The organism is Dyadobacter sp. 32, assembly GCF_902506755.1.
In the GTDB taxonomy this organism is placed as follows: domain Bacteria; phylum Bacteroidota; class Bacteroidia; order Cytophagales; family Spirosomataceae; genus Dyadobacter.
On record NZ_LR735258.1, the window covers coordinates 5,205,614 to 5,230,340 of the forward strand.

Annotated in this window: 19 protein-coding genes and 1 pseudogene; 12 read left to right on the forward strand and 8 right to left on the reverse strand. The window is 45.7% G+C overall.

Translation table 11 applies throughout. The annotated features are described in order from the left end of the window. Positions 1–42: 42 nt before the first annotated feature. Both DYADSP32_RS21385 and DYADSP32_RS21390 read right to left on the reverse strand, forming a co-directional pair. Complete coding sequence (locus DYADSP32_RS21385) at positions 43–780, reverse strand: histidine kinase (RefSeq protein ID WP_149240852.1); 738 nt, start codon at positions 778–780, stop codon at positions 43–45. Between the two features lie 48 nt (positions 781–828). Beyond that, positions 829–1,560: a pesticin C-terminus-like muramidase gene (locus DYADSP32_RS21390; protein ID WP_149240851.1), complete on the reverse strand. Its 732-nt coding sequence runs from the start codon at positions 1,558–1,560 to the stop codon at positions 829–831. Positions 1,561–2,145: 585 nt separating this feature from the next. Between DYADSP32_RS21390 and DYADSP32_RS21395 the strand changes: the two genes are divergently transcribed. The 7 genes from DYADSP32_RS21395 to DYADSP32_RS21425 all read left to right on the forward strand — a co-directional run bounded on the left by DYADSP32_RS21395 (position 2,146) and on the right by DYADSP32_RS21425 (position 10,980). After that, on the forward strand, positions 2,146–3,081 hold the full coding sequence (locus DYADSP32_RS21395; RefSeq protein ID WP_149240850.1) for an outer membrane beta-barrel protein: 936 nt from the start codon (positions 2,146–2,148) through the stop codon (positions 3,079–3,081). Between the two features lie 78 nt (positions 3,082–3,159). Beyond that, on the forward strand, positions 3,160–4,305 hold the full coding sequence (locus DYADSP32_RS21400) for a hypothetical protein (RefSeq protein ID WP_149240849.1): 1,146 nt from the start codon (positions 3,160–3,162) through the stop codon (positions 4,303–4,305). Between the two features lie 107 nt (positions 4,306–4,412). Further along, positions 4,413–5,681, forward strand: coding sequence for an OmpA family protein (locus DYADSP32_RS21405; RefSeq protein ID WP_414617946.1), 1,269 nt, complete (start codon positions 4,413–4,415; stop codon positions 5,679–5,681). Between the two features lie 28 nt (positions 5,682–5,709). Continuing rightward, positions 5,710–6,993: a hypothetical protein gene (locus tag DYADSP32_RS21410; RefSeq protein ID WP_149240847.1), complete on the forward strand. Its 1,284-nt coding sequence runs from the start codon at positions 5,710–5,712 to the stop codon at positions 6,991–6,993. 16 nt (positions 6,994–7,009) lie between these two features. Beyond that, positions 7,010–7,588, forward strand: a complete 579-nt coding sequence (locus DYADSP32_RS21415; RefSeq protein ID WP_414617947.1) for a PKD domain-containing protein — start codon at positions 7,010–7,012, stop codon at positions 7,586–7,588. A gap of 56 nt (positions 7,589–7,644) precedes the next feature. After that, positions 7,645–9,201, forward strand: coding sequence for a PKD domain-containing protein (locus tag DYADSP32_RS21420; RefSeq protein WP_149240845.1), 1,557 nt, complete (start codon positions 7,645–7,647; stop codon positions 9,199–9,201). A gap of 102 nt (positions 9,202–9,303) precedes the next feature. Continuing rightward, positions 9,304–10,980, forward strand: a complete 1,677-nt coding sequence (locus DYADSP32_RS21425) for a PKD domain-containing protein (protein WP_149240844.1) — start codon at positions 9,304–9,306, stop codon at positions 10,978–10,980. 35 nt (positions 10,981–11,015) lie between these two features. Here DYADSP32_RS21425 and DYADSP32_RS21430 read toward each other — a convergent pair whose 3' ends face one another. From DYADSP32_RS21430 to DYADSP32_RS21450, 5 genes are all read right to left on the reverse strand, one after another. Then, a complete protein-coding gene (locus DYADSP32_RS21430; RefSeq protein ID WP_149240843.1) occupies positions 11,016–12,434 on the reverse strand; it encodes a glycoside hydrolase family 140 protein in 1,419 nt (472 codons plus the stop codon). A gap of 51 nt (positions 12,435–12,485) precedes the next feature. After that, complete coding sequence (locus DYADSP32_RS21435) at positions 12,486–13,553, reverse strand: twin-arginine translocation signal domain-containing protein (RefSeq protein WP_149240842.1); 1,068 nt, start codon at positions 13,551–13,553, stop codon at positions 12,486–12,488. A 119-nt stretch (positions 13,554–13,672) separates the two neighbouring features. Then, positions 13,673–15,139 carry a DUF1501 domain-containing protein gene (locus DYADSP32_RS21440; RefSeq protein WP_149240841.1) on the reverse strand — a complete coding sequence of 489 codons (1,467 nt, stop codon included), beginning with the start codon at positions 15,137–15,139 and terminating at the stop codon, positions 13,673–13,675. Between the two features lie 9 nt (positions 15,140–15,148). Beyond that, positions 15,149–18,430 carry a DUF1553 domain-containing protein gene (locus DYADSP32_RS21445; RefSeq protein ID WP_149240840.1) on the reverse strand — a complete coding sequence of 1,094 codons (3,282 nt, stop codon included), beginning with the start codon at positions 18,428–18,430 and terminating at the stop codon, positions 15,149–15,151. Between the two features lie 527 nt (positions 18,431–18,957). Continuing rightward, positions 18,958–20,031 (reverse strand): NAD(P)-dependent alcohol dehydrogenase, encoded by a 1,074-nt coding sequence (locus DYADSP32_RS21450; RefSeq protein ID WP_149240839.1) that lies wholly within the window; start codon positions 20,029–20,031, stop codon positions 18,958–18,960. A 283-nt stretch (positions 20,032–20,314) separates the two neighbouring features. On the opposite strand from DYADSP32_RS21450, the gene DYADSP32_RS21455 reads away from it, so the two are divergent. Together DYADSP32_RS21455 and DYADSP32_RS21460 are read left to right on the forward strand one after the other, a co-directional pair. Then, positions 20,315–21,826, forward strand: coding sequence for an RHS repeat-associated core domain-containing protein (locus DYADSP32_RS21455; protein ID WP_149240838.1), 1,512 nt, complete (start codon positions 20,315–20,317; stop codon positions 21,824–21,826). Then, positions 21,826–22,440 carry a hypothetical protein gene (locus DYADSP32_RS21460; RefSeq protein WP_149240837.1) on the forward strand — a complete coding sequence of 205 codons (615 nt, stop codon included), beginning with the start codon at positions 21,826–21,828 and terminating at the stop codon, positions 22,438–22,440. Before DYADSP32_RS21455 ends, DYADSP32_RS21460 begins: the two co-directional genes overlap by 1 nt. 154 nt (positions 22,441–22,594) lie before the next feature. Here DYADSP32_RS21460 and DYADSP32_RS21465 read toward each other — a convergent pair whose 3' ends face one another. Then, complete coding sequence (locus tag DYADSP32_RS21465; RefSeq protein WP_414617948.1) at positions 22,595–22,735, reverse strand: hypothetical protein; 141 nt, start codon at positions 22,733–22,735, stop codon at positions 22,595–22,597. Positions 22,736–22,860: 125 nt separating this feature from the next. On the opposite strand from DYADSP32_RS21465, the pseudogene DYADSP32_RS21470 reads away from it, so the two are divergent. The 3 genes and pseudogenes from DYADSP32_RS21470 to DYADSP32_RS21480 form a co-directional block, all read left to right on the forward strand. Further along, positions 22,861–22,941: pseudogene (locus tag DYADSP32_RS21470) on the forward strand (hypothetical protein); the annotation flags it as partial. 24 nt (positions 22,942–22,965) lie between these two features. Beyond that, positions 22,966–23,928 carry a hypothetical protein gene (locus DYADSP32_RS21475; RefSeq protein ID WP_414618190.1) on the forward strand — a complete coding sequence of 321 codons (963 nt, stop codon included), beginning with the start codon at positions 22,966–22,968 and terminating at the stop codon, positions 23,926–23,928. Between the two features lie 73 nt (positions 23,929–24,001). Then, positions 24,002–24,562: a hypothetical protein gene (locus DYADSP32_RS21480; protein WP_149240835.1), complete on the forward strand. Its 561-nt coding sequence runs from the start codon at positions 24,002–24,004 to the stop codon at positions 24,560–24,562. Positions 24,563–24,727 lie beyond the last annotated feature (165 nt).

Here is a 24,727-nt window from a genome sequence, read left to right on the forward strand (position 1 = left end):
TCGCATGGGGATCAAAAAATACGTCATTTGACGTATTTTTAGTCAGTGCAGCGGGAACGAGGCTGCTATACGGGTACCTTCCGGTGATGAATCAATCAGCAGTTGGCCTTCGAGCTCTTCCGTTCTGCATCGGATATTCTGCAACCCATACCCCTGACGGGCTTCTGTGAAGCAAAATCCTTTTCCGTTGTCATTGATCTGAATATGCAAAGTGGTTTTAGTCACCTTCAGGATGATCTGAATGGTACAGGCATCGGCGTACTTAAGCGCATTGTTTACTGCTTCCTGTACGATTCTAAAGATAGAAGAGGTAAGCGGTGCGGTGAGCAAAAGAGAGGTATTACCTGCGGCGTCCACTTCAATTTTGGGATAATCCATATCCTCCGTCATACGCGACAGTAAACCCTTGATTCGCTCGACCAACTGACCATAGGTGATCTCAGGCTGATTGAGAACCCAGATGGTCTCACGCAACTGTTGAACAGTCTCCCTGGTGAAATCCCTCAAGGAGGCAAGCTGGTTTTCCAGGCCTTTGTGGTTATAGGCCATGATGTCGAGCCGGGAAATAATGTGTGTCAGCTGAGATCCGATACCGTCGTGCAAGTCACGCGCGATCTGTTCACGCTGATTTTGAAGCTGATTGACCATGTTGAAACCTGATTTCTCACATATATCAGCAGGTGTACTATTTTGAATTTTAAAGAACAAGGCCTTTTGTCCTTGACGGATACTGCGCAGGTTGGATGCGCTGGAATTTCTTAGGGCAGGTTGGCTTGACATAATGTGTAGTGTTTAAAAAATCAGAGGATATTTTTTGAACCTTGGATGTTAGCTGTTTTCGTACCAATCGTCGGAATCCTTCTCCACCGTTTCGTCATTGTCTCCGAAGTAGAGGTCATTCATTTCAGCTGTAAGTGTATCGGCAGCTAATGGCAAGTCAGCTTCGGCAGTGGTTTCTTCTGTGTTGCGTATATAGTCGGGATCCAGAAACTCCCTGTAAAACATTTCATTCCGGTATGCCAGTGGTTGGTCATTTGAGAAACGCTCATAGTGTAGCCCCACTTCATCCCAATTTTCGGTTAATACTGCGGCGGTTAATTCCGGAAACCGCGAAAGCCCTCCGGTGTTGTATACATAGTCGAACAATATTTCCTTTTGTTTCTCCGACAAATTATCCCAATTGGCATCCGCCACTGAAAACCCCTCGTGCCTTTGTGCAAAATCCAGTAGTTGAGCCTTGGTTCTCTCCTCGTACTCCGGTACCAGAACGTTCTCAAAAAGGCTCTTTTGCTGTTCCTCCGTAATGATAATTCCTCCCTTTTGCGAAATCCAGTCTCCTGCCTCTCCACCGGTTTTGTGAGCGGCATCAATAAGTGTGTAGGCTGTTTCGGGATCAATGCCCGCACTGGTCAGGTCGTTGTATATTTCCTGTGGGCTACGGTGGCCCATATCATAACCCGGACCTATCGTTACTCCTGATTTCCCTCCAGGATAATGAGGCACCAGGCTTTGACCCTGGTGCCCGATTTCCTGTTGATATGTGAATGAATAGCGTGACATAATGGATTTAATAAATGCAAAACTAAGGTGGTTAATTGATATTTTTTAGCGTAGAATTCTACTTTAAAAACAGGTAATTTTACTCGTTTTGCCGGGTCAAAAATAGCGGAGGCATCCGGGGAAAAAAATAGATAATTTTATGGATGTATGCACATCGTTACAGGTAAGATTTTGATTATCAATGATTATTTTTTTTATGATTTCAGTTTCTCTGTATACGAATATAGAAAATTATCTTTCGAACTATTTTTTGTGAAGTGAAATTTAACAGTTTTATTTTAGAATGTATTTGAGGGGATTCATAAACTTATTAAAAGGTAAAAGTTCACAATTCTTTATCCTCCTGGGCCTCGCAAAGTATCGGCCCTGAGATGGGATCTGCTCCATCTTCATTCCAGTAATGTCTCTGTCTGGAAACAGCAGATACCATTTTTGCTTTCACGGACATTTACTAGCCATTATCGATCTTTTTCAAGCTCCATTCTAAAAATATACGTCAATTGACGTATTGATCGGGATTGGGAGGCCCTCTAATTTTGACATGAAAATTTTAGACGACGATCTCATTTAATCCACCAGCCTCAAATGCGTAGTTTACTTAAACCCGCCCTTGTATTTAGCCTGATTCTAGGCGTATGCATTTTTGCGACTGCACAGGTCAAGCTGAAAAAGCCGGATGTGATTCAAAAAATTGATAAAACATCGTTGGAAGTGGTGATTGACGAAATAAACAAGACCGATATTTTGTACAGAAAGGCCAATGATCCGAAGGGCCCTCTATATGCAATGCCCAAAAAAGAAGTACGAAAGATTATCTGGAACAATGGGGATGTGGAAGACATTACGCTGGCACCGGTAGTGTCGCAGCAATCTGTTCAGCCTGTTCTTGCTAAAACCGAAATTGCACCTGCTTCTCTTCTTTTTTGGGATAAAACCGGCCTTTTTGCTGGCTTGCGCGTGGGAGCTGGTGTGGGTATAACGGCAACCTCAAACACCACCAGCCTTTCCTCTGGTTCCCGGTTTGCCTACAATGTAGGAGCTACACTAGGTTTTCGGGCTAAGGCTATTGGTGTGCAGGTGGATGCACTATATACAGGGGCGTCTTATACCCTCCGTGTACCAGGCACCATGCAGGGTGTGAAAAGTGTAAACGGACAGCAAAATAATCTTGTAATTCCCGTGATGGCTACTTTTTATACCAAAATCAGTAAAACCAGGCTAGGTATTTCGGCAGGCGGATTTGCCTCGATGCAGGCAGGGCCGGGTAGTACGAAAATAACCAGCTCCGAGAATAAAATCAGTAATGTAAAGAACTGTTCTACCTGTACCGGTGAAGCTATTTTCGGAATTGTGGGTGGCCTGAGCGCCACCGTGGTGGAGCGCGCCAATCATTCGATTTTCATCGACGCAAGATATTATCATAGTCTTGGAGATAATACCGGATACAAAATTGCGGAGACGGGTGTCAAACTGAATGTAGGCGCGATAGGAGCGGGTGTTTTATTTAATCTCTCGCGTTGACGGTGAGACAGGTGTGGAGCCGAAACATGAATCCTTAAAAATTGCGCCAGGGGTGTAAGTTTTCCAAATCAAAGAGCAATGATACTTAACGACAATACTCATTTGAAATTACTGCTTGCAATTGTCTTGGTAACCGGTGTCTTATCGGCGTTTGGAGCCAGGGCACAGGAGAAATTTTACTGGAGTAACGGTAGCCCCTTCCCTTACAAAATAGTTGAAGCCAATGAACAGGAGCTCAAATATGAAGAGATGAAGGGTGATAGTCCACACAAAAGAACGGTGGACCGGGAAAATGTAGTCGTTGCGTTTAATTCAGCGGGGATGTATCTGATCATTGATCAGCTGAGCACCGATCCGGAAACATCGCGGATGTCTCTCAAAAAGTTTTACAATGCAACGGGCCCCTCTACGGATTTGCTGATCAAATCAACACCTCTGGAGGTGATACCTGCCACGATCAGGGTGGTAGACGAAGCAGTCAATTACCTGACCTTGGATGGCAAGCCGGCTTCCATTAGGAAAACCGACCTGGTAGCCATCATATATAAGGATGGACGGCACGAATTACTGAGAGAGCCCGAAGATGCCAAGTCATTTCTTGCAGGTGCTTTTGATCAGGTTCGGAAATATGCTGCCAAGCCTGCACCAAAGCCATCGGTCAATGATAAAGAGAAACTACCTGCCCCGACTCCGCCAAAGGTGGCCGTCAATAAACCCGTTTTGAACCCGGAAGAATTGAAGGAATATAGCCAGAAAGCGTTATCGCGGGTAGAACAGTTTGCGGATTATCTGCAGGTGATAGCCAGTAAAAATTTCACCATGAATGAAAGAGATGCCGCGATCAAAAACGCATTGAAGCTGTTTATGCCTGATTCCAAAATAAAGGTGTCGTCCAAAAACCGAAAAGGCATTACTGAACAAAGCATTGAGTCTTATTTGAAAAAACTTAAAATGCTTCCCTATGGACAGGTGGAGATCAAATGGAGCAACATTGAATATGTGAATGAGTTGAAGCAGGCAGAGGATGGAAACTATTACGGAAGAATTGTGGGTAGCCAGACTTTTACTGGATTTAGTGAAAAAGGAGAAACCGTGAAATATGGCGATGTTACACGCAAGGATGTGAAGGTGAAATTACAATCCTATCAAAAGGAGATTGAGGGCCAGAGTCAGGTCAACTGGTCGATTCTGTTGGGCAATATTGGGGTTCTTGAAGACGAGTGAGAGCTATGAAGTGCTGCATTGGTTTATGTTCAACGATACTGATGTATTTGTTAACATCCGTATTTCCAAAGGTTAGTGTTGCGCAACAACTAAACCTTTCCGGCTTTGTGACAGAAATCAATTCAGAAAAAGCAATCGGGGATGCCACTGTATCCGTAATCAGTGAAAATGTGAAGAGGAAAGTAAATGCAAGTGATAGAAACGGTTTTTTTTCTTGCCAATATCCTTCTTCCGCCACGTCGCTGATTTTTGAAAAAATTGGATTCAGGGCGTTGCACGTGCCTTTGGTGCAAACTTTGGATAAGACAGGATCTGCACTGGCCGGCGAAATTTTTTTTGTCCGGCTGCCAATGATCCCCAACGATCAGCAGGCCAGTGACCGGCCTTATATGCAAAGTGAGCAAAAGGATTTTGTGCTCAATACCAATCAGAGTGGAAAGAAAAAAGTGACGAGACTTTTCAAAGTGGTGAATGCGCTCAGTAATCAGCCGGTTGAATCGGCCGCCATCTGTTTTGAATTTACCAGGGTGGCCAAAAGAGAATGTAAAGACATTACTCCGGCAGCACCATCGGAGCCGATGATTTTCGAAGAAGCGGATATTATTAACATGGTGGTGGAGTCTGCCGGTTACCAGACGTACCGTGGGAATCTGATACTAGAAAAAATGGACGGAAGTAATAGCATATATGTGGTTAGAATGACTCCCGAGGTAACGATGCTGACACTCAACGTGAAAAATGCGAAGACGGAATTGACCTGCACATTAGTGCCTGCCTCGGGACAGGAAATGCGAATGAATCGTGAAGGGGTCCACTCTTTTTTCATTTTAAGTAAGCCAGGAGAATACAGGCTCCAGGTGAGCAACGCCAAAGGTGGGGTGTTTTATTCAAGTCAGCTGACAGTGGCACGGGGGCTGAACTATTCGGTGATCACACTGTTGGATAAGCCGCCTGTTTACAGGGCACCGGTGATGAATGAGGTTAAAGTAGTAGAGAAGAAGATAGTCCTTACAGACTCGGCCACACTGCCCGATACTGTTAAGAATGTCACCTTATATTTTAAACAAAGTGAACATTTGTTGCAGCCGGAATCAAAGGAGATACTGGACAGGTTAGCCAACTGGCTCAAAGTAAGCAACAGCCGCCAGATCAGAATAGTGGGACATTCGGACAATGTAGGTGATCCGAAAAAAAATGAAACGTTATCGGAATACCGCGCCAGGGTGACATTTAATTATTTACAGGGAAAGGGAGTCGAGGAAAAACAAATGCACTGGGCTGCAATAGGGAGCAAGCGACCTGTACAAGTCAATGATTCGGAAGAGAATAAAAGCAAAAACCGGCGTGTTGAAATCACACTTTTTCCGGAAAAATAGAACCACGAAACGTTAAACAAATCACCTGATGCGCTACCTGTATCTTACACTTTTTTTAGGAATGGCCTGGTTGCCAGCATTTGCTCAGACAGAACTGTCCGAGGAAGACAAGCGCGAGATTAAGGCAGAAGCAAAAAGGGTCGTTGAAACGCATCTGAGCGACCTACTCAATACCGTAGCATCCAACGGCATGGGAGAGCAGGGGCGTAAACTGATCATGGCGAACAGTTTTATCCCGAGCGAAAATCAGATTTTTGATATCAGCAGCATCATCGAAGACGATACAAGTCCTGAATTTACGATCAACAAAAAGGGCGCGGACGTAAAGGTGCAGCGCTACCTGGAAAACCTGAACCTGTTTTATACTAAAAGTGAGCAGAACAGCATCACTATATCTGAGGTGAATGTTACCGATGTGAGGCAGGGACAGGAATATCCTTACGTGCTGGTTCATTACAAAGTTGTTTTTTCCAATTTACATCGCAACAAGCCCAATCTGAAATATGTCCCCGTGCTTCGAACCGCAGAGCTCAGGGCAGAGAAAGTAGATAAACAATGGAAGGTGCTCATCACCGGCATACGATATTTTAAGGCGCCAGTTGCCGAAGCACCTGTTGCCAAAGTGGCTGAGAAACCAGCCAAACCTGCTCCTAAGCCCAGTAAAACTGCTATAACTCAAAAGCCCAAAGAGGAAAAGAAGCAGACGGAACCAGCAGTTGCCGTGACACCGGCACCCGCTAAACCAGAGCAACCAGCTGTAACTACACCAAAATCGGAACCAGTGGCTGCGGCTCCGGAAAAAAAGCCCGAGGTGGTGAGAGCGGCTGAGAAGTCGCCGGAAATTGTACCACAGAAAATGACTCCCGCCATACAGGAGCTGGAATTAAAAGTGGCCAAATATAAGAAGCAGGCTACACTTTTCCGGGTTGCGGCAGGAGCCGCGGTTGTAGGAGCGGCGGCTACTTTTGTCATCACCAATGGCGCCTATGGTGACTATAAATCTCAGATTGAGAAGACCAATGCGGACTTTGAAACCTGGTACGCAGCAGATGGCCACGGAGCTAATTTCGGAGATGTAAATGACCACAAGGCAAAACCCAAGAGCATTATTGAGTTTGGAAGTCCGGGCATCTATTTTGTTGGAGCTGGCGTGATAGCCGGAGGGGTGTTGTGGTTCATGGGAAGTGGAAGTAACAAGAAAGCCAGGGATTTCAGAAACCAGCTAGAACAAAAAAGAAAGCAGCTAAGTATTACTCCCCAATTAAGCGGGTCGCAGCGGTATGCTGGTTTGCACATCAGATATCAGTTTTAAACTAAAAAATACCATCATGTTAGCCAAAACTTTCACCTGTTTAACGCTGGTCGTGCTCGTGGCGGGATGCCAGCTGGAAGAGCCTGCCGCACCTGTTGCAAAGATCAAAGTGACCGAAAACAATTGTGTGGGTGCGCCATGTACCGTAGTGTTCAGCGATGCATCGGAAAATGTAAGCATCTACGACTGGAACTATCAGTGGGAATTCGGCGATGGTACGAAATCGACAGAAAAAAATCCCAGTCACAGCTATGTAACCGGCGGAAGTTTCAAGGTGAAATTTACATTATCGGGTAAGTACGGGACTTCGTCTGACACCACAACCGTGGTAATAAAAACGATACCTCCCATCAGTGCTGACTTTGCCACGACACAGGAGCTGTTGGGAGATTCTGTAAAGGTCTCTTTTACAAATAAATCAGTGTCGGCTATCAAATACGACTGGGATTTCGGAGATGGGAAAATATCCCATGAAACCAACCCCTTGCACAATTATGTCAACAAGGACAGCACCTACACGGTAACACTCAAAGCGTACGATAAAGCCAGTGTGTTCAAGATTAAAAGTGAAACGCTTGAAGTTAAAAGGAAATGATGGAAACGTCCTTTACGCCAGTATTTGATACGCTTTAATAGAAAAAAACATAACATATGGGTCGTTTTTTAAGTTGTTTATTGCTCGTGTTGATTGGGATCAGTTGTCACATGGAGGTTCCAGAGATGACGCTGGACTTTTCGGCGGAATCAGACAAGGGAACTGTTACTTTTAAAAATAATTCCCAGGGTGCTGAGTCGTTCGTATGGGACTTTGGCGATGGAAGTCCTGTGAGTACCGAAACCGCACCGGTTCACAAGTATAATTCCTCGAACAATTACAAAGTTCGTCTCATCGCCAAGGGAAACGGAGGCACCAGAGGATTGGAGAAAACCATTCCTGTGAATGTAGACGTGGCGTTGATCAAAGGATTTGATAAGGTTTGGGAGTTTTCGTTTGGAGGAAGTGAAGAGGATGTTATGAAAGCCATTGTTAAAACCTCTGATGGGGGTGCCATCTTCGTTGGCAGATCAAGATCCGCTCCTAACAATGGGCGGGCCGACGTGAGAGTGATCCGTATTAATGGTAACGGGCAAATGATGTGGGATAAGAATTTTGGCGGAACAGGGGATGACGAGGGTAACTGTATTTTAGAAGTAAGTGGCGGATATTTGATCGGCGGATCCAGCAATTCGGGAAGTGGCTTGGGCAAAGACGCAGGAACTTATGGTGACTACGATTACTGGTTGATAAAAATTGATGGAAATGGCAATAAGCTTTGGGATAAGAACTATGGAGGCAGCTCTTTTGATTTTATGAGCAGTATTATGCCCTCTAATGACGGTGGCTTTTTATTGGGCGGATCGTCGAGTTCTATGCTGGGAGCAGGTAAGGTTACCGTTAATCCTGGCGGTACCAATTTTTGGGTCGTTAGAATTGATGCTAACGGAAACTACAAAACAGATTTTGGATATGGTAATGGCCAAATCAATTATCTGACAAGTATGTCCAAGACCACTGACAACAATATATTGTTAATCGGGTATTCGGATAAAAAACAATATGACGCTGCAGCGTATGGGGGAGTTTCCGATTTCTGGGTAGTTAAAGTAAATCAGGCGGGAGCCAAGATAGCAGACTACCGATTTGGCGGAAGCAATGAAGATAAGGCAAGTACCGGTACATCTGAGGAACGAAATGTAGTTGGTGGAACATCCAATTCAATAAATATTGTAAGTGATAGACCTACTAATGTGCCTGCAAGGGGAGGGAAAGATTTTCTCGTATGCCGATTTGATGATTCCGGAGCAGAAACCTGGCGTCGTACTTACGGGGGAAGCGGAGATGATGTACTTAATAATCTGATTGTGTTAACGGGCGGCAAGAATTTATTCATGGCTGGAGAGTCTTCCTCGCCGGTATCCGGAACAAAAGGAGCACCGGCCCATGGGGCGCTTGACGGGTGGGTTGTGAAGACCGATTTAAGTGGTAATACATTGCTTGATGATTCTTTTGGAGGGACAGGGACAGACAGAATCACCTGTGTAACTGACCTGGGGGGCGGATCCTACTTGTTGGCAGGAGAGTCTGACTCGGCTGCTGGCTCTGGCAATAAAACGGCTCCCGCCAGGGGAGGACTTGACTTCTGGGTTATCCGGATTAAAGAAAAATGATACTGAATGGAGTACTGAGCGCGCATTTATTCCATTTAAGAAGTCGCTTATACAGATCACTCGATAGCTTACGGGACAGTCGTACCCAAATCAATTACGGTAATGAAGCCAGAAAAAATCGTCTTGACATTTTGTGTAATGATCTCTGTTTGTGTTTGGATGTCCGCATGCCATATGGAAATTCCGGGTGCTCCTGTAGCAGCGTTTGAGGCAAAGCAGGAGGGAGCCGGTTTGGTTACCTTTAATAACAAATCGGTCAACGGAACCAGTTTTTTATGGGACTATGGTGATGGAACCAAGGAGAATATTTCAAACAACCTCTCTTCCCATAAATACAACACTTCTGGGACTTATGTAGTGAAGCTGATTGCCAAAGGCGATGGCGGCAGTGCTGGGAAGGCCCAGAATGTAACCGTTGATATCAGCAGTGCAGCAAAAGCACCGGAGGCCAATTTTACCTATCAATCTACCAACGGCCAGGCGGCTCCGAGTGTGGTGACGCTTACGAGCACCTCCACCGGCAATATATCTGCATATCAATGGAGGGTAGGAGGAACCAGTATTTCGACACAAAAAGACGCCACTTTCACTTTTCAGAACGCAGGTACCTTCAAGGTTTCACTATCGGTAACCGGCCCTGGTGGAAGCAATACCAAAGAGATTGACATCGAAATCAAAGGCGGCTCAACCGCCAATCCGATTGCCTCCTTTACTGTGGGGACTTCATCCGGGACAGCTAAGTTTTCTTCAGTATTCAATAATACCTCTCAAAACGCTTCAACTTTTCTTTGGAATTTCGACGACGGAACCACCTCCACCGAAAAATCCCCAACTCATGAATTTGCGATGCCCGGGATATTTAATGTGATACTTGTTGCCACCGGTGCCAATGGAGCAACCAATGCTGTGGCCGGGGAGGTGGTTGTTCTGGCACCTGCCAGGATTACGGAATTTTATACTGGAAATACGATTGCTTCCAGCACCACCTTTTACACCTACACGGATGCCGACAAACTGGTATCCTCAAAGGATGCAAGTAACGGAAATAATGAATTTGAAAATACAAACACTTACGCTTATGAGGGCAACAGGGTTGTGAAACGTACGTTCCGGCAGCTTCTTAAAGGAGCTACGGGCGTTCAGGGGACTGTTGATTACCAGTATAACCAGCTTGGGCAGCTGGTTAAAGCTATCAATAATTTTGTTCGTCCTGGTAATGGATATCAGACTGGTGACCGGGGTACTACCACTTACGAATATGGCCCAAATTTGATGGTTTCTAAAATTACCGCAGACAGCATCATATACAACTACTCAGGAAACGGCGTACTCACCAGCATATCATTTATCGGCATGGGGTCCGCTCAGAGGAGCCGCATTGATGGCGTTGATTATGTTGGTGCACCGGTTGTGACAAATGGTAGGATTTCTGGCTACAACTTTACCAACGGTGCCAGCAGGAGTATCACCTATGACTCGAAAGGGCAGCGTGTTTCGGATGTGTTTACGGATCCCGGTAGGCATAAAAAAATCACCCAAACCTGGACTTACGATGATCAGACATCGCCTGAATCAATGGAGGCTAAATTCAAAGGCCACCCGAGATACATTCAGGGATATGTGTACAATAATGTAAAAGCATATAATTTCTCGAGTGGGAGTAGTACAGAAAATATTACTTACACCATTGACTACAATGCAAAAGGGCTGCCCAATTCCATCAAAAGGGATAAAAATGACTTTAATGAAATGAAGAGTTACAAGTATCTGCTCAGATAGAATATAAACGAGGCAACTGTGCTGGCGGGCTGTGGCTAATTTAACTTCCGGCCGTCCTTCACCCCGCCAAACCCATAACCCATCTTTGCATCATCCAATACAAGCACCCAATCTTTCCCATAACCAGAAGTCGGAGGTTTAAACAGGTGTTTGCCTGCATTGGGGAAATTTCCGATTGTAATGGCCTCTCCTTTCCTGGGGTCGTACCAGTACGCGGTAAGTTCTTTCCCGGTGATTTTCCCGGTGTTGACAGTGAATGAGCGCCCGGCAGAGGAATAAATAAAAACATAATCTTTGCCCCTGGTAGCTTGTATGCGATCCGACGGGCCGTTGTTGTTTTCCTCAATCAGTGACTGATCGGGAACTCGATCCAGCATGGGACGCGATTCCATCAATCTCCGGACAAAAGTCATTTGTTTGGCACCGGGCAGATCAAGCGCATTTTTCCAGCTCATGTGCGGCCCGTTAACAGGTGCTCGTCCTTCACCATACATCTGCCACACGTCATGGCAACCATACGTATGCCCGAAAGCGCCGGCAAACAGATCCAGATAGGCAAATTTCCTCACATCGTAGGCATTGGAAGTACCCAGATCCGCCGCATTGAAACATACCGGGTGATCTTCGTAAATAGGTTCGGCGTCCAGTACCGGCCGGGCAGGTTTACGGTTGTATACAAATGATATTTTGTCATAAGTGATCTCATCCCTGCAGTGTCCGTTCTGGAGCATGTTGAAATCGAGCCAGGGGTCGTTGTGAAACCAGTGGGAAGAGCCACCCATCTCCAGCCCGTTCGGCTGCGGATGGAATGTCATAAGTACTTCTTTGTTTCCACCTGCACCTTTCGCGATTCCTTCTGCCATCAGACGCCAAACCGTCAGATCCTCCGAATCTTTTCTTGGTGTGCGGTCGCCTCCCAGTACCCAAACGATATTTTCACGGTCTTTATATCGTTTTCCAATCCATTCGCCGTAGTTGGCTGCATTGCTGGTTGTGAATACTTCCGGGCCTTTCCCCCACTTGTCTTTGAAAACTTTATCTCCCCAGGTGGGCAAAAGGGCGATGACAATACCGTATTCGGCAGCTTTGTCAATCACAAAATCCATGTGCTGGAAATAAGCCTCATTCGGTGTGGTGGGATTGTTGTTGTGTAATGGTCTGGCTCCGTGCGCGTTGGGTTCATTGAGCCCGTCCAGTTCGGCAAGCGCTACCGCTTGCACTACTGTAAATCCCTGGCTGGCCCGATGCTTCAGATACACATCCGCTTCCTGTTTTGTTAATCGGTGAAAAAGCTCCCAGGCAGTGTCGCCCAGCCAGAAAAACGGCGTCCCGTCCCGATGAACAAGATAACGCTGGTTGTCCGATACCTTTAGACGCCCTTTGGAAAAGGGTTTCTGGGCAGAGCTTACCAGGGAGGAAAGAAGCATGACGGTCACTAATATCCAGCTTTTCATCAGTACTTTGGGTTGCTTGGTAGAGCCTTGTCTATAGATCGATCGGTAACACTAAACCCTCACCAGGCGAGAAGGGTATACATTCCCGGCGTTCCACTGGCAAACATAAATATTCTTATCCCCGTCGATACACACGTCATGGCAATGCTTAAAAATGGGTTTGTCCTGCGTCATCATCTGAAGCTTGCCGTCGGAGTAAATAGGTTTTTTGCCACCGGGATTGGACACCACTTTATTGTTTTTGTCCAGAATAGTTACGAAGCCCAGGTTCAGCTGCATGTTATAGTTGTCTTTCGTCATACCAAAACAAACCCCGCAGTAGATATTCTGATCGTCTATCACCACACGGCTGATAAAGGCGCCTGGCAGATAAATGTCTTCAATAAATTTTCCGTCGAGACTAAATCTTTTGATGGTGTTCTTGATGCGTTCGGCGCAAAGCAGTGTGGGGTTGCTCTTATCACGGGTGTCAAGCGTTACACCGTGAACTTGCTTAAACTTATCCTGTTGCAGGAAGCTATCGCCACCAAACTTTCGGATAAATTCGCCTTTGGACGTGTATTGAAGTATAAACTGAGATCCATAACCATCCGAAACGTAGATATCCCCATTGGGGCCAATGGTCGTTTCGGTGGGCTTGTATGGAGCGTGTTCGATGTAATTGCGTGTTTTTAACGGACTATCAAGAGATAAGAGAATTCTTCCTTTCAAATCTGTTTTTACGACCGTACCTGTTGAAAAATCGGTGATGTACAGAAATTGCTCTCCGCCCTCATCGTGAATGGTCAGGCCATGTGCTCCTGAGAAATTTAGGGTCCAGCTATCCAGTAATTTGCCCGACCGGTCATAGATCAGGATGTTGTTTTTGGGATGGTCGGTTAGTAGAATGAGCCTGCCCGCCCGGTCCATCACCATTTCGTGACAGTTGTTTACAGGATATTTGTTTTCATCCAGTTTACCCCAGTCCTTTTCGAGGCGATAGGTATACTGCCCATGGCCGAGGATTTCACCTTTCAGGGTATCCTTTCGATTGATGATGTGAAAAGGAGTGACCAGTGCAGAGGCCGCAACCCCCGCCTGTTTCATGAATTGTCGTCTGTCCGTTGTTTCGGGCTTCATTCCAATTAAGTACTAGCGAAAAATTAGTTTTTATTGATTTTCAGAATGTGTTATCAATCATTTTTTACAACACGGTCCCGCTCCGGCGGCGCAGCTAATTGCCAATAGCTAAAAGCTAGTTACGCAATAAGATCTTTGATAACTTTGCCATGAACGTCTGTGAGACGATACCTGCGGCCCTGATGTTTAAAAATTAGCTTCTCATGGTCCAGGCCAAAAAGATGTAGCAGTGTGGCCTGAAAGTCATGTACATGCACAGGGTCTCGTGCTACATTGTAGCTGAATTCATCCGTTTCTCCGTAAACCAATCCAGGTTTTACGCCACCCCCGGCCATCCACATGGTAAAACACCCGGGATGGTGGTCGCGTCCGTAGTTGTCTTTGGTGAGCTTGCCCTGCGAAAAACTGGTCCGGCCAAATTCCCCGCCCCATACTACCAGCGTGTCCTCAAGCAAGCCTCTTTGTTTTAAATCCTTCACAAGTGCCGCAGAAGCCTGATCCACATCTTTTGCCTGTCTTTTGATTCCTGACGGTAAGTTACCATGCTGGTCCCAACCCATGTGGTACAGCTGAATGAACTTCACGTCACGTTCGGCCATGCGGCGTGCAAGAATGCAATTGGCCGCAAACGTACCAGGAATACGGGCTTCCTGCCCATACATTTCATAAATGTAATCGGGCTCCTTGGTCGTATCTACAGCCTCCGGAACCGAAGTCTGCATTTTATACGCCATTTCATACTGATTGATTTTGGACTGGATCTCAGGATCTCCCCAAAGTGTATGCTGGTGCTCGTTCAGTTCCTTGATGTGATTAAGTGCCCGCCTGCGGTCTTCCTTGTGCACACCGTATGGATTCCTAAGATAAAGTACCGGATCTTTTCCTGCGCGGAAGTGCACGCCCTGATGGTGGGATGGCAGGAATCCGTTGGCCCAGGCCGCTGTAGACAGGGGCTGGTCTCCGCCGCCTTTGGAAATAAGCACCATAAAGTGTGGCAGATTTTCATTGTCCGAGCCCAGCCCGTAGCTCAGCCAGGATCCCATCGATGGGCGTCCGCTTTGCTGAGAACCCGTCTGTACAAACATCACAGCCGGCTCGTGGTTGATCGCATCGGTATAAACAGATTTGACGATACAAAGCTCATCCACCATCTGCGCGGTGTAAGGCAGTATTTCACTTACCCATGCACCGGATTGTCCATATTGCTTGAAATCGTAGATCGACTTCACGAGCGGGAAAGTGGACTGCCCGGTTACCATGCCTGAGTTACGCTGTGTGCCTTTGATCGAATCGGGAATTTCCTGGCCGTGCCATTTGGCCAAAGCCGGCTTGTAGTCAAAGGTTTCCAGCTGCGAAGGTCCGCCGCTTTGGAACAAATAGATGATCCTTTTCGCTTTGGCCGGAAAATGAGGCCCTTTCAGAATCTCGTCCAATCCCGCCTCTGGTGGTGCCGGCATGTTTTGCTTTGCGCCTGACATGCCTGTGCCCAGAATGCTCGTGAGGGCAATGGAGCCGAAGCCCATACCAGCCTTTGTCAGGAAGTCGCGGCGGTTGAGCTGAGTAAGTACTTTTTTTAAATCTTCCATACAATCGATCTATTTCCGGGTATACCCTTCATCGGTGTTCATAATTGAATTTGAAACGGTTGCGAGCGCGGCTATTTCTGCCGGCTGCAGCGATTTGTCCCATTTAAGTTCTCCGGTACTGAGATAATCCAGTGCATTCGCCGGTTTATCCTTAAAACGTTTCAGCTCTTCGGTATAGAATCGGGACAAAATGTCTTTTTCCGTGTTGTCGGGATGCCGGCCTGTGATGAGGCGGAACGCCATGTCCAGTCTTTTGTCTGAATCCTTATTCCCGGCTGTTTCTTTCATGATTTTTTCGGCAAGCACCCTTGCGGCTTCAATATGCTGGGGGTCATTGAGCAGTACCAGTGCCTGTAACGGTGTGCTGGTGGCGCGGCGCCTTACTACACATTCTCCTCGTTCGGGGGCATCAAAAATCAGCATGGAAGGAGGAGGGGAAGTACGTTTCCATATGGTGTAAAGACTTCTTCTATATAGCCCTTCGCCAGGTTCCTGCAGGTAATTGTAGCGCCATCCCTTGTTGCTAAGCTCTCCCCAAATTCCTTCGGGCTGGTAAGGGTATACACTTTTTCCTCCCAGTTTATCTACCAAAAGTCCACTTATTGCCAGGGAATTATCGCGGATCATTTCTGCACTCAGGCGGAATCGGGCGCCTCGGGCAAGAAGAATGTTTTCGGGATCTTTTTCAGCCAGCTCTTTGGATATCTTCGAACTCTGCCGGTAAGTGGCAGTCATCATGATCGTTTTGTGCAGCTTTTTGATATTCCAACCCGATTCCATGAAATCTACAGCCAGCCAGTCCAGTACCTGAGGGTGTGAAGGCAGATCACCCTGGTTGCCGAAATCACCGGATGATTTTACGAGGCCTTTCCCAAAATGCATTTGCCAAATCCGGTTTACGAATACACGTGCTGTAAGGGGGTTATTTTTATCAAAAATCCATTTGGCCAACCCCAACCTGTTTTTGGGCAGGCTTTTATCGAAAGGTAAAACGCTGCCGAGCGCACCGGGCGTTACCTGTTTTTCGGGGGCATTGTACACGCCACGTGCAAGCAGATAGGTGGGTCGGGGTTTTGGCAGATCACCCATCACCATAATTTCCGGGATTTTGTTAATGATCTCGTTTTTTTGAACCCATTTTTCTTTAAGGTCTGCTTTCAGCTTTCTGTGATGCGTGTCCACATGCGACATGTAAAATGCCTGCATGTAAGGAGCATTTGCCGGTAGTGTTGCATTGGCGATGACTTTGGACGCCTCGGCAGGATTATTGGAATACAGTACCTCGAGTGGGGTAAGTTCATGATTGTATATTTTCAATTCATCAATACCGCCGTCCTTGAAAGGAGGCAGCAGCACACGCTGCCCCAGCATAAACCCGGCAAAACCGTAGGTGTGAATATCCGGCTCGTACAATATGCCTTTGTAAAGGTTATCGAAATCGAGAGAGACTGGTGCTTTTTTACCATTGATATAAATATTGGCACCACCTGCCTTGCTGGATCCATCGTAGGTTACCGTCACCTGCGTCCACTTTTTCACAGCAACCGGTGCCAGTGTACTGATCTGTATACTGTTTTGCGGGTAGGAATGCGCGATTATAAATTGTAGTTTATTATCGATCAGTCTCAAAGAATACCCCTTGAAACCCAGGCGAGGATCTTCACAATGGTAAAAGACACCGGCATCACTATAAACTTTGTTTGGGTTGATCCACAGATCTACAGAAAACGGCTCCGTCCTTTCGTGCCAGCCGATGTTATGACCAAGTTTAACAGAGTTGTAATCACTCACATAAAACGCGTTGCCTTTTATGCCAGGCTTTAAGATAGGCTCATTGCATTCCGCAGATTGTTTTTTGTTAACCAGATTCGGCGTACTAATCTTTTTCTTGCCATCCGTATCCAATTTGTCGAACGGATAGTAGGCTACCAGTCCTTTGCTGATGGTTTTGGCGACGTGATCAACCGAAAGGCTTTTGCCGTTCAGCCAGGTATTAAACGCGGGTGCGGATGCTCCTACATTGTTTTTTACCTCCTTTTCAAGATCCTTGGTCTGCTGGTCAATGAAAGTAAGCAGTTTTTCGTTTTCTGTATCTGTCAGCAAAAGGGATGGTCCAGGAGTTTGATCCGGTCCATACGAAGGACTCCCGATTTCATTGGTGCTGTTAAAAAGCCCAAACATTTTGTAATAGTCCTCCTGGCTTACGGGGTCATATTTATGATCGTGACAGCGGGCGCATTGTACCGAAAGACCGAGGATTCCCTGGCTCACGGTTTGAACACGGTCGGCGTTGTATTCCACCCGATATTCTTCGTATACAATTCCGGCTTCGGAGCTTTTTTTGTTGAGCCGGTTGAATGCAGTGGCCAGAATACTCTCTTTTGATTTATCGGGAATCAGATCACCGGCAAGCTGCCAGGTGATAAATTTGTTGTAAGGCATATTCCGGTTGAAGGTATGGATTACCCAGTCACGCCAGGGAGAAAATTCACGATGCTTATCGTCCAGATATCCATCGCTGTCGGCGTACCGCGAAACGTCCATCCACTCCGTGGCCATGCGTTCACCGTATGCAGGTGAGCTTAGCAGCCTGTCCACCAGCTTGCTGTAAGCATCCGGAGACTTGTCGGCTACAAACTGATCAATTTCTTTGAGTGTAGGCGGGAGCCCGGTGAGGTCAAAACTTGCCCTCCGGATCAGATCTTCCTTGCTTGCCTGTGCAGAAGGTTTCAGGCCTTCTTTTTCCAGACGGTTCAGCACAAAGTTGTCAATCGGTGAAGCAGCCCAATTTTTTAGCTTGGTCTCCACCACCTTTGGTTTTTCGGGTTTGATAAAGGACCAGTGCGGCTTGTACTCGGCCCCCTGTTCGATCCAGCGGGCTATGATGGCAATCTCCTTGGGCGTGAGTTTCAGGTTGGAGGACGCAGGTGGCATTTTTTTCTCGGGGTCGTCCGAGATCATCCTGTAAAATGCGACACTGGATGAAAGATCGCCCGGTACAATGGCATGCTCACTTTTGGCATCCTTCAATGCGGCGTAGGCACCTTCTTCGGTGTCAAGCCGGAGCCCAGCCTTCTGTTTCTTTTGGTCGGGGCCATGGCAGGCGTAACATTTGTCGGAAAGGATGGGTTTGACATCGTAGTTGAAATCAATATGTTCGGGTATTTCCTTTTCTGCCAGCTCGACTTCGGCTGGTTTTTCTGTGCCGCAGCTGGTAAGCAATGATACACAAAACAGTGTGGAAAGCCATGTGTACGTTACCGAAACTAAGAGTGTCCTAACTTTGCGCATAGACGACGTATTATATTTTTTTGCGAACCTGCATTCAGGTGTTCATAAGTGAACCTGAACTTGAGGCTACAAGTTAATAATAATTCGTTGAAAAATGATATTCAAAAAGGTGATTTTACCGTAAATATATTTGTGGTGTTGCTGTATGGGACAGCGGAAAACAATTGTTATCTGTTTGGTGGCTAACCAGGCATATGCCGGAAGCGGCAAGTTTCATGCGTTTTATTTTCAATTTTTCAATAAACGTCTCCTCAATGATCAGGTGCTGGCCTGAAATGGCCGTTAAATTGCAAAATTGGCAAGGTTTGGCATCGTTAAAGTCACTTGCAACAAACCAATCAGGTACAAATCCAACGACTTCCTTACCTGAAATTTAAATTTAAAAAAAAAACAGAACATGGTATCCTGTTGGTTGCGAACCCGATCCATTTATCAAAAACACTACCGGCCTGGCAGAACCCGTAATCCGGTAGTGTTTTTTTAATTATTTCTGAATATGACTGATGCTGATTACATTATTGGCACACTTACAGCATTGGTTGACCCTTTAAAGAGGCCATGTCTATCACGAAGCGGTATTTTACATCGCCGTTTAAGAGCCGCTCATAAGCCTCGTTGATTTTCTGAATATCAATCATTTCAATATCTGCAACGATATGATGCTGACCGCAGAAATCAAGCATTTCCTGCGTTTCGGCAATGCCGCCGATCATGGAACCTGCAAAACTTTTACGTCCCATGATCAAACTGAACGCAGCCACCGGAAGCGGATGCTCGGGCGCGCCTACCAGTGCCAGGGAACCATCAACCCGCAGCAGGTTCAGGTAAGCATTGATATCGTGCTGTGCGGACACGGCATCCAGTATAAAATGCAGCTTTCCTGAATAAGCTGCCATTTGCGCTTTGTCTTTGGACAGCACCACCTCATCCGCACCAAGACGTTTGGCTTCTGCGAATTTCGATTCCGAAGTAGTAAAGGCAACCACCTCTGCGCCCATCGCCTTGGCAATCTTGATCCCCATGTGCCCCAGGCCGCCAATACCCACCACGCCCACTTTTTTGCCCGGGCCTACCTGCCAGTGACGCAGCGGTGAATAGGTAGTAATCCCGGCACAAAGCAAGGGGGCAGCGGCAGCCAGATCCATATTTTCCGGAATGCGCAATACATAATGCTCATGAACCACCACACTTTCCGAATACCCGCCAAAAGTGAACGCTCCCGGAATGTGCTTGTCGGGCGCATTGTAGGTCCCCGTCATGCCGGATTCGCAGAACTGCTCCAGATCCTCCTCACAGTACTGGCACGCGCGGCAGGAGTCCACCATACAGCCCACACCTACCACGTCTCCCACTTTAAATTTTTTCACATGCTCTCCCACACTTATAACCTTTCCTACGATCTCGTGGCCAGGCACGCAAGGGTACATCGACGGCCCCCATTCGCTCCTTGCCGTGTGCAGATCGGAATGGCAGACGCCGCAGAAGAGGATATCAATCTCCACATCATGGGGTGTAGGTTTCCTTCGCTTGATGTCCATTTGGTTCAATGGTGCTTCGGCCGCCTTGGTGCCGTAAGCTCTGATGTTTGTTGTTTCGGTCATTGTCTTAATTAGTTGAATAATTTTTTAGAGTTGTTATTTTCCCATTTTTGTCGTTACCTCAACCGGCACTGTCGGCAGGCATTACCGAAGATTGCAGTGGATAAATTTATCAGTGTTTATTGGTTAACACAATTCCGCGGATGATTTCATCATGAGCACCTGCGTCAACCAGTCTGTACCTGATCTTCAATAATGGTGCCACTGGTATTTCGGACAGGCAAACGTTCCGCCCTGCGTCGTTAAGCGGCGAAGTTAGTGTATAAGAGCCACCAATCCAGCCAATGTGATCCCGTCCATCCAGCAGGATATTACCTACACGCCCTTCCAGCAGCCCTATACCGTAGCAGAAGGTGCTTTTAACCTAACTTATACCTATGGGGCTGATTACAACCGTATCAAAAGCGAATTGAAACAAAATGGAAATACGATTCAGACACGGTACTATTTCTCGAGCTTCGAAAAAGATGGCTCGGGCCGATACATTCACTATGTCAGCGCTCCCGTAGGCCTTATTGCCATCGTCGAAAATAGCAGCACTATTCATTACACCTATACTGATCACCTTGGAAGTATTCTGGCCGTCACTAACGGCAGTGGCAGTATAGAAGCAGAACAAAACTTCGACCCGTGGGGCCGCAGGCGCGATCCAACCAGTTGGGCATTGTTGGCACCCACTGCTTCAACTGGCCTTCCTGATTGGCTCTATCGGGGCTATACGGGCCATGAACACCTGGATCAGTTTGGTCTCATCAATATGAATGGCAGGTTGTATGATCCGGTGTTGGGGAGAGTTTTGAGCCCGGATAACTACGTGCAGAATGTATTTGGAACACAAGATTATAATCGATACACCTATGCACACAACAATCCGCTGCTTTACAATGACCCTGATGGAAATAACCCTCTCATTGGAGCTCTTGCTGGCGGCGTTGCGTATACATTGGGAATCGCATTCAGTAAAGGTGGGTTTAAGAATTGGAGTTGGTTTGGATTTTCAATGTCCGTTGTTTCCGGAGCTATTATGGGTGGTTTTGCATCAGAAGTTGGTGCAAGCCTGGCAACTGCTTCAAATTTGTCAGTCTTTGCCAAAGGGGCAATTCAGGCTGGGGCCTATGCGTTTATGGGAGGGACAACCTCATACCTATCGGGAGGAGATTTTCTTAGTGGGGCAGCAGGAGGGGCAGCAGGATCCGTTGTTGGCTCCTTTATGGTAGGACTAACAAGCGGAATGAATGGGTTTTGGTCAGCAGCCTCTACGATAGGCGCCTCTTCATTAACTGGGGGTGTAGGTGCTGAACTATCTGGTGGAGACTTCTGGCGCGGAGCTGTAACGTCGGGACTCACCGCGGCGTTTAATCATGCGGCGCATCAACTTGATTTGACTCGAAAGTTTAATAAACAGCTCCGACTAACTCGCGATTACTTTTCGATGGCCTCCAGGGAATTAGACAAAGCCGATCTTAATGCGATATCAAAGTTTAAATATAAAATGGATTTTTTTAAAGGAGAAGTCGGAACTGGTAGACCTTTTGATCTCAAAGTAGGGGCGTATTCGGAAAGATCGATTGGAAAAGAAAGTTTTTACGAGGGGGAGACATTCGCACCCCAAGATTACGGGAATTACAACTTTGGTGTGGCTGCCAAATCATTTGGGTATTCGTTGAACTTTGCTGAATGGGGGGCGGGTATATATCAAATTAGAAGTGGAACTTCACAATTCTCATGGTACTACCGAAAGTTTGATGACCCAAGAGACGGCAACATGATCAAACGAGGATTTAATCATTTTAAATAATGAAATTAATATACAAACTACTCATCAGTATTTGCAGTGCTGGAATATTGCTATTTAGCTATCTGTATCTTTTTTACGGAAAAATAAGTCCGATTGAGAGAAATAAAATTGTCCTAGCCGATAGCCTGAAATCGGTGGAAATAGCAATCTCAGAAATGAATAAATTTATCAAGTACTTGCCGATGCCGACCCAGCAAGATATGCCTCACAATTATTATTTTGAAGATTCTGTTTTGTTTGTAAATGGCCTCCAAGTGGGTACATATCGCAAAGTTGAATTAAAAAACCTGATGAAAGTACTTGAATTAGATAGTATTTCAAGTCTTAAATTTTATAGAGTGGCAAAATTTTTGTTAAAAAATCAAATTTATGCTCAAATCACATGCTCTACTTGCCCATATACATTATATGAATATAGACCAACATTAGAACAGGATCGAGGAGACAGTAGATATATAATTTTGAACGATATTAATGATCAGGAGGACGCAATCAGAGCTCGTGGAGATACAATTCTGGATAAAAAAGGAAACTTAGCACTTATAGCAGACAGAACAAATCCAATTTACCCAACAGAAAATAATTTCTCGAAGCTATTAAGGTTTTTAAAATAGACCTTCTTGCAACCGTGGTTTGTGTTCTCATTGGTTCTGTAACTGACACATTTATAGCGGTTTGATGTAGGATTATTAGAAGAAAAGACGTTCTTTGATTTATTGAAAAAAAGTTTATTGCCTGCCTAGTAAAAGTACTCGCGTTTCCGTCTGGTTACATTGCTATCGGGATAAATGGGGGAAGCCTGGCAGTTGCACGCACCATACCGATCACCTTGGAAGCATTCTGGCCGTCACCAACGGCAGTGGTGGTATTGAAGCTGAGCAGAATTTTGATGCGGGGACGCCCAGTCATGGGGTCGCAGGCGGGATCCTAATAGTTGGGCACTGCTGGCACCGACGGCATCCGCCGGGCTGCCTGACTGGCTTTACCGGGGATATACGGGCCATGAGCATCTGGATCAGTTTGGACTCATTAACATGAATGGGAGATTGTATGATCCGGTGTTGGGGCGGATGTTGTCTCCTGATAACTACGTTCAGGAGCCCGGTATGACCCAGAGTTTCAATCGGTATACTTATGCGATGAATAATCCGTTGAAGTATACGGATCCTGACGGAAATTTTTGGTTTATAAGCCCACAAATCGGTTTTGGGAAAGGTGGATTTAGTTTGGGACTGGAGATCGGAATAGGCTTCAAGGGGTTTGCAAGTATTTCGGTGTCGGCCGGGTATAATTTTAAAAGTGACCAGGGTTACTGGTCTGTACAAGGTAGTGCGCTTGGTATTTATGCAGGCTATGGTTCCTCTGGTTGGTTTGCAGGTGCTGGGTTAAGACATCCAAGTGGTGTTAGTTTGGGTTGGGGATATAGTCAAGCCGGAGGATGGAACGCTGGAATAGGGTTTGGCAGAAATGCAGGTAATTTTAGTGGCGCAGCCGGCATCGGATGGAGTGAGAATGGTGGTTTTGATTGGGGAGTTTCGGCAGGTTATTCTATTATTTTTGATGTTCCTGTTCAAGAACTTGTAGTTCAAGGTGGGGTTGATGGCTCGAAAACACTCGCAGAACGTTATAATTCTAGCCCCGAAGCCGAATTTAACGATCAATTATTGGAGGAGAGAATGAAAAGTGATTATGGCGTATCTGTGGGCACCTTTGGTATTCAGGAAATTACAACTAAAACAGGAGACAGGTATACAATGAATTCCTCTGGAACCTATCAGAACAGAAAAGGAAAAACAGTTGCTGGATATTATTCCCGCCAGGATCGATCATTACATGTCTCACCAATGTATACTAATGCAACAGATGTTTTGTTTCGGGCAACTGCTGGCCACGAGTTGATTCATGCTTTCCATCATTATAAATTTGGAGTAAATATGAATGCCAGATTTTCTGAAAGAGTAGCATATCAATATTCCTATAATGTATATATGAGGGCAGGACTAATTACAAGTGCCCTTGGAACACTATCTAATGCAGCAAGCTACGGATACTGGGGGTACTACCCGTCTGGTTACAAATATCCTAATATTTGGAAGAGGTAACGCAGGATGTAATTGAAGGAAAAAAATATGCAAAGGATCTAGATAATATTAATAGAGTACTAAAGAAATCAGAATGAGAAACAGAACAATTTATTTTTATTTTTTTCTTATTTGTCCATTTATTTTCTGCTGCAATTCGAAAAAGGATCGAGAAAATACAACTCTAAATGAAAAACATAATGAAATAGAATTTTTAACCTACGAAGACTTTGAAAAAATGATTTCATTGAATTCAAATCCATCTGACTTAGCGAAAGCCTTTGATTTATTATCAATAATGTTGTTGGATTCCTCAAGAAATGAAATACTTTTTAAGTTTGATCCAACCTTAAAAAGAGATTTTCATGAGTATTCACATTACGCCAAGATTAACGATACAACGGTAGGATTTGTGACTGAATCAAAAGATCTACGATCCATGTTCCTCTCAGAAAATTCAAGGAGTAGAATTATAAATTGCGTAAGGGGAGAAGAGGAAGTTCAAATGGAAAATTTTGTAATAGAAAACCCAATTTATATCAAAAATGATATAGCAGTGATTAGAATACTTACCCCAATCTCAGAAGATCGTTATTATATTACACTGAAAAAAGGAATTGTGCAGATAAACTGGTTGGATGGTATAATCGAGTAACGTAAACCTGAATCCTATCCAACCGTGGTCGGTGTCCTCACGGCATCTTTAACCGACACATTTAAAAAGGTTTGTTTTTGTATTATTGGAATAAGGATGTTCTTTGATTTATTTGGATAAGTTTATTGTCTGTTTGTAAAAGCACTAGCCCCCTGTTATTCGCAG

Coding starts and splice junctions, on each gene's coding strand:
- DYADSP32_RS21430 (WP_149240843.1), bottom strand. CDS start 12,434: ATGAAAAGCTGGATATTAGTGACCGTCATGCTTCTTTCCTCCCTGGTA.
- DYADSP32_RS21385 (WP_149240852.1), bottom strand. CDS start 780: ATGTCAAGCCAACCTGCCCTAAGAAATTCCAGCGCATCCAACCTGCGC.
- DYADSP32_RS21410 (WP_149240847.1), top strand. CDS start 5,710: ATGCGCTACCTGTATCTTACACTTTTTTTAGGAATGGCCTGGTTGCCA.
- DYADSP32_RS21465 (WP_414617948.1), bottom strand. CDS start 22,735: ATGACTGGGCGTCCCCGCATCAAAATTCTGCTCAGCTTCAATACCACC.
- DYADSP32_RS21475 (WP_414618190.1), top strand. CDS start 22,966: ATGAATAATCCGTTGAAGTATACGGATCCTGACGGAAATTTTTGGTTT.
- DYADSP32_RS21440 (WP_149240841.1), bottom strand. CDS start 15,139: ATGGAAGATTTAAAAAAAGTACTTACTCAGCTCAACCGCCGCGACTTC.
- DYADSP32_RS21395 (WP_149240850.1), top strand. CDS start 2,146: ATGCGTAGTTTACTTAAACCCGCCCTTGTATTTAGCCTGATTCTAGGC.
- DYADSP32_RS21480 (WP_149240835.1), top strand. CDS start 24,002: ATGAGAAACAGAACAATTTATTTTTATTTTTTTCTTATTTGTCCATTT.
- DYADSP32_RS21390 (WP_149240851.1), bottom strand. CDS start 1,560: ATGTCACGCTATTCATTCACATATCAACAGGAAATCGGGCACCAGGGT.
- DYADSP32_RS21445 (WP_149240840.1), bottom strand. CDS start 18,430: ATGCGCAAAGTTAGGACACTCTTAGTTTCGGTAACGTACACATGGCTT.
- DYADSP32_RS21425 (WP_149240844.1), top strand. CDS start 9,304: ATGAAGCCAGAAAAAATCGTCTTGACATTTTGTGTAATGATCTCTGTT.
- DYADSP32_RS21435 (WP_149240842.1), bottom strand. CDS start 13,553: ATGAAGCCCGAAACAACGGACAGACGACAATTCATGAAACAGGCGGGG.
- DYADSP32_RS21420 (WP_149240845.1), top strand. CDS start 7,645: ATGGGTCGTTTTTTAAGTTGTTTATTGCTCGTGTTGATTGGGATCAGT.
- DYADSP32_RS21460 (WP_149240837.1), top strand. CDS start 21,826: ATGAAATTAATATACAAACTACTCATCAGTATTTGCAGTGCTGGAATA.
- DYADSP32_RS21400 (WP_149240849.1), top strand. CDS start 3,160: ATGATACTTAACGACAATACTCATTTGAAATTACTGCTTGCAATTGTC.
- DYADSP32_RS21450 (WP_149240839.1), bottom strand. CDS start 20,031: ATGACCGAAACAACAAACATCAGAGCTTACGGCACCAAGGCGGCCGAA.
- DYADSP32_RS21415 (WP_414617947.1), top strand. CDS start 7,010: ATGTTAGCCAAAACTTTCACCTGTTTAACGCTGGTCGTGCTCGTGGCG.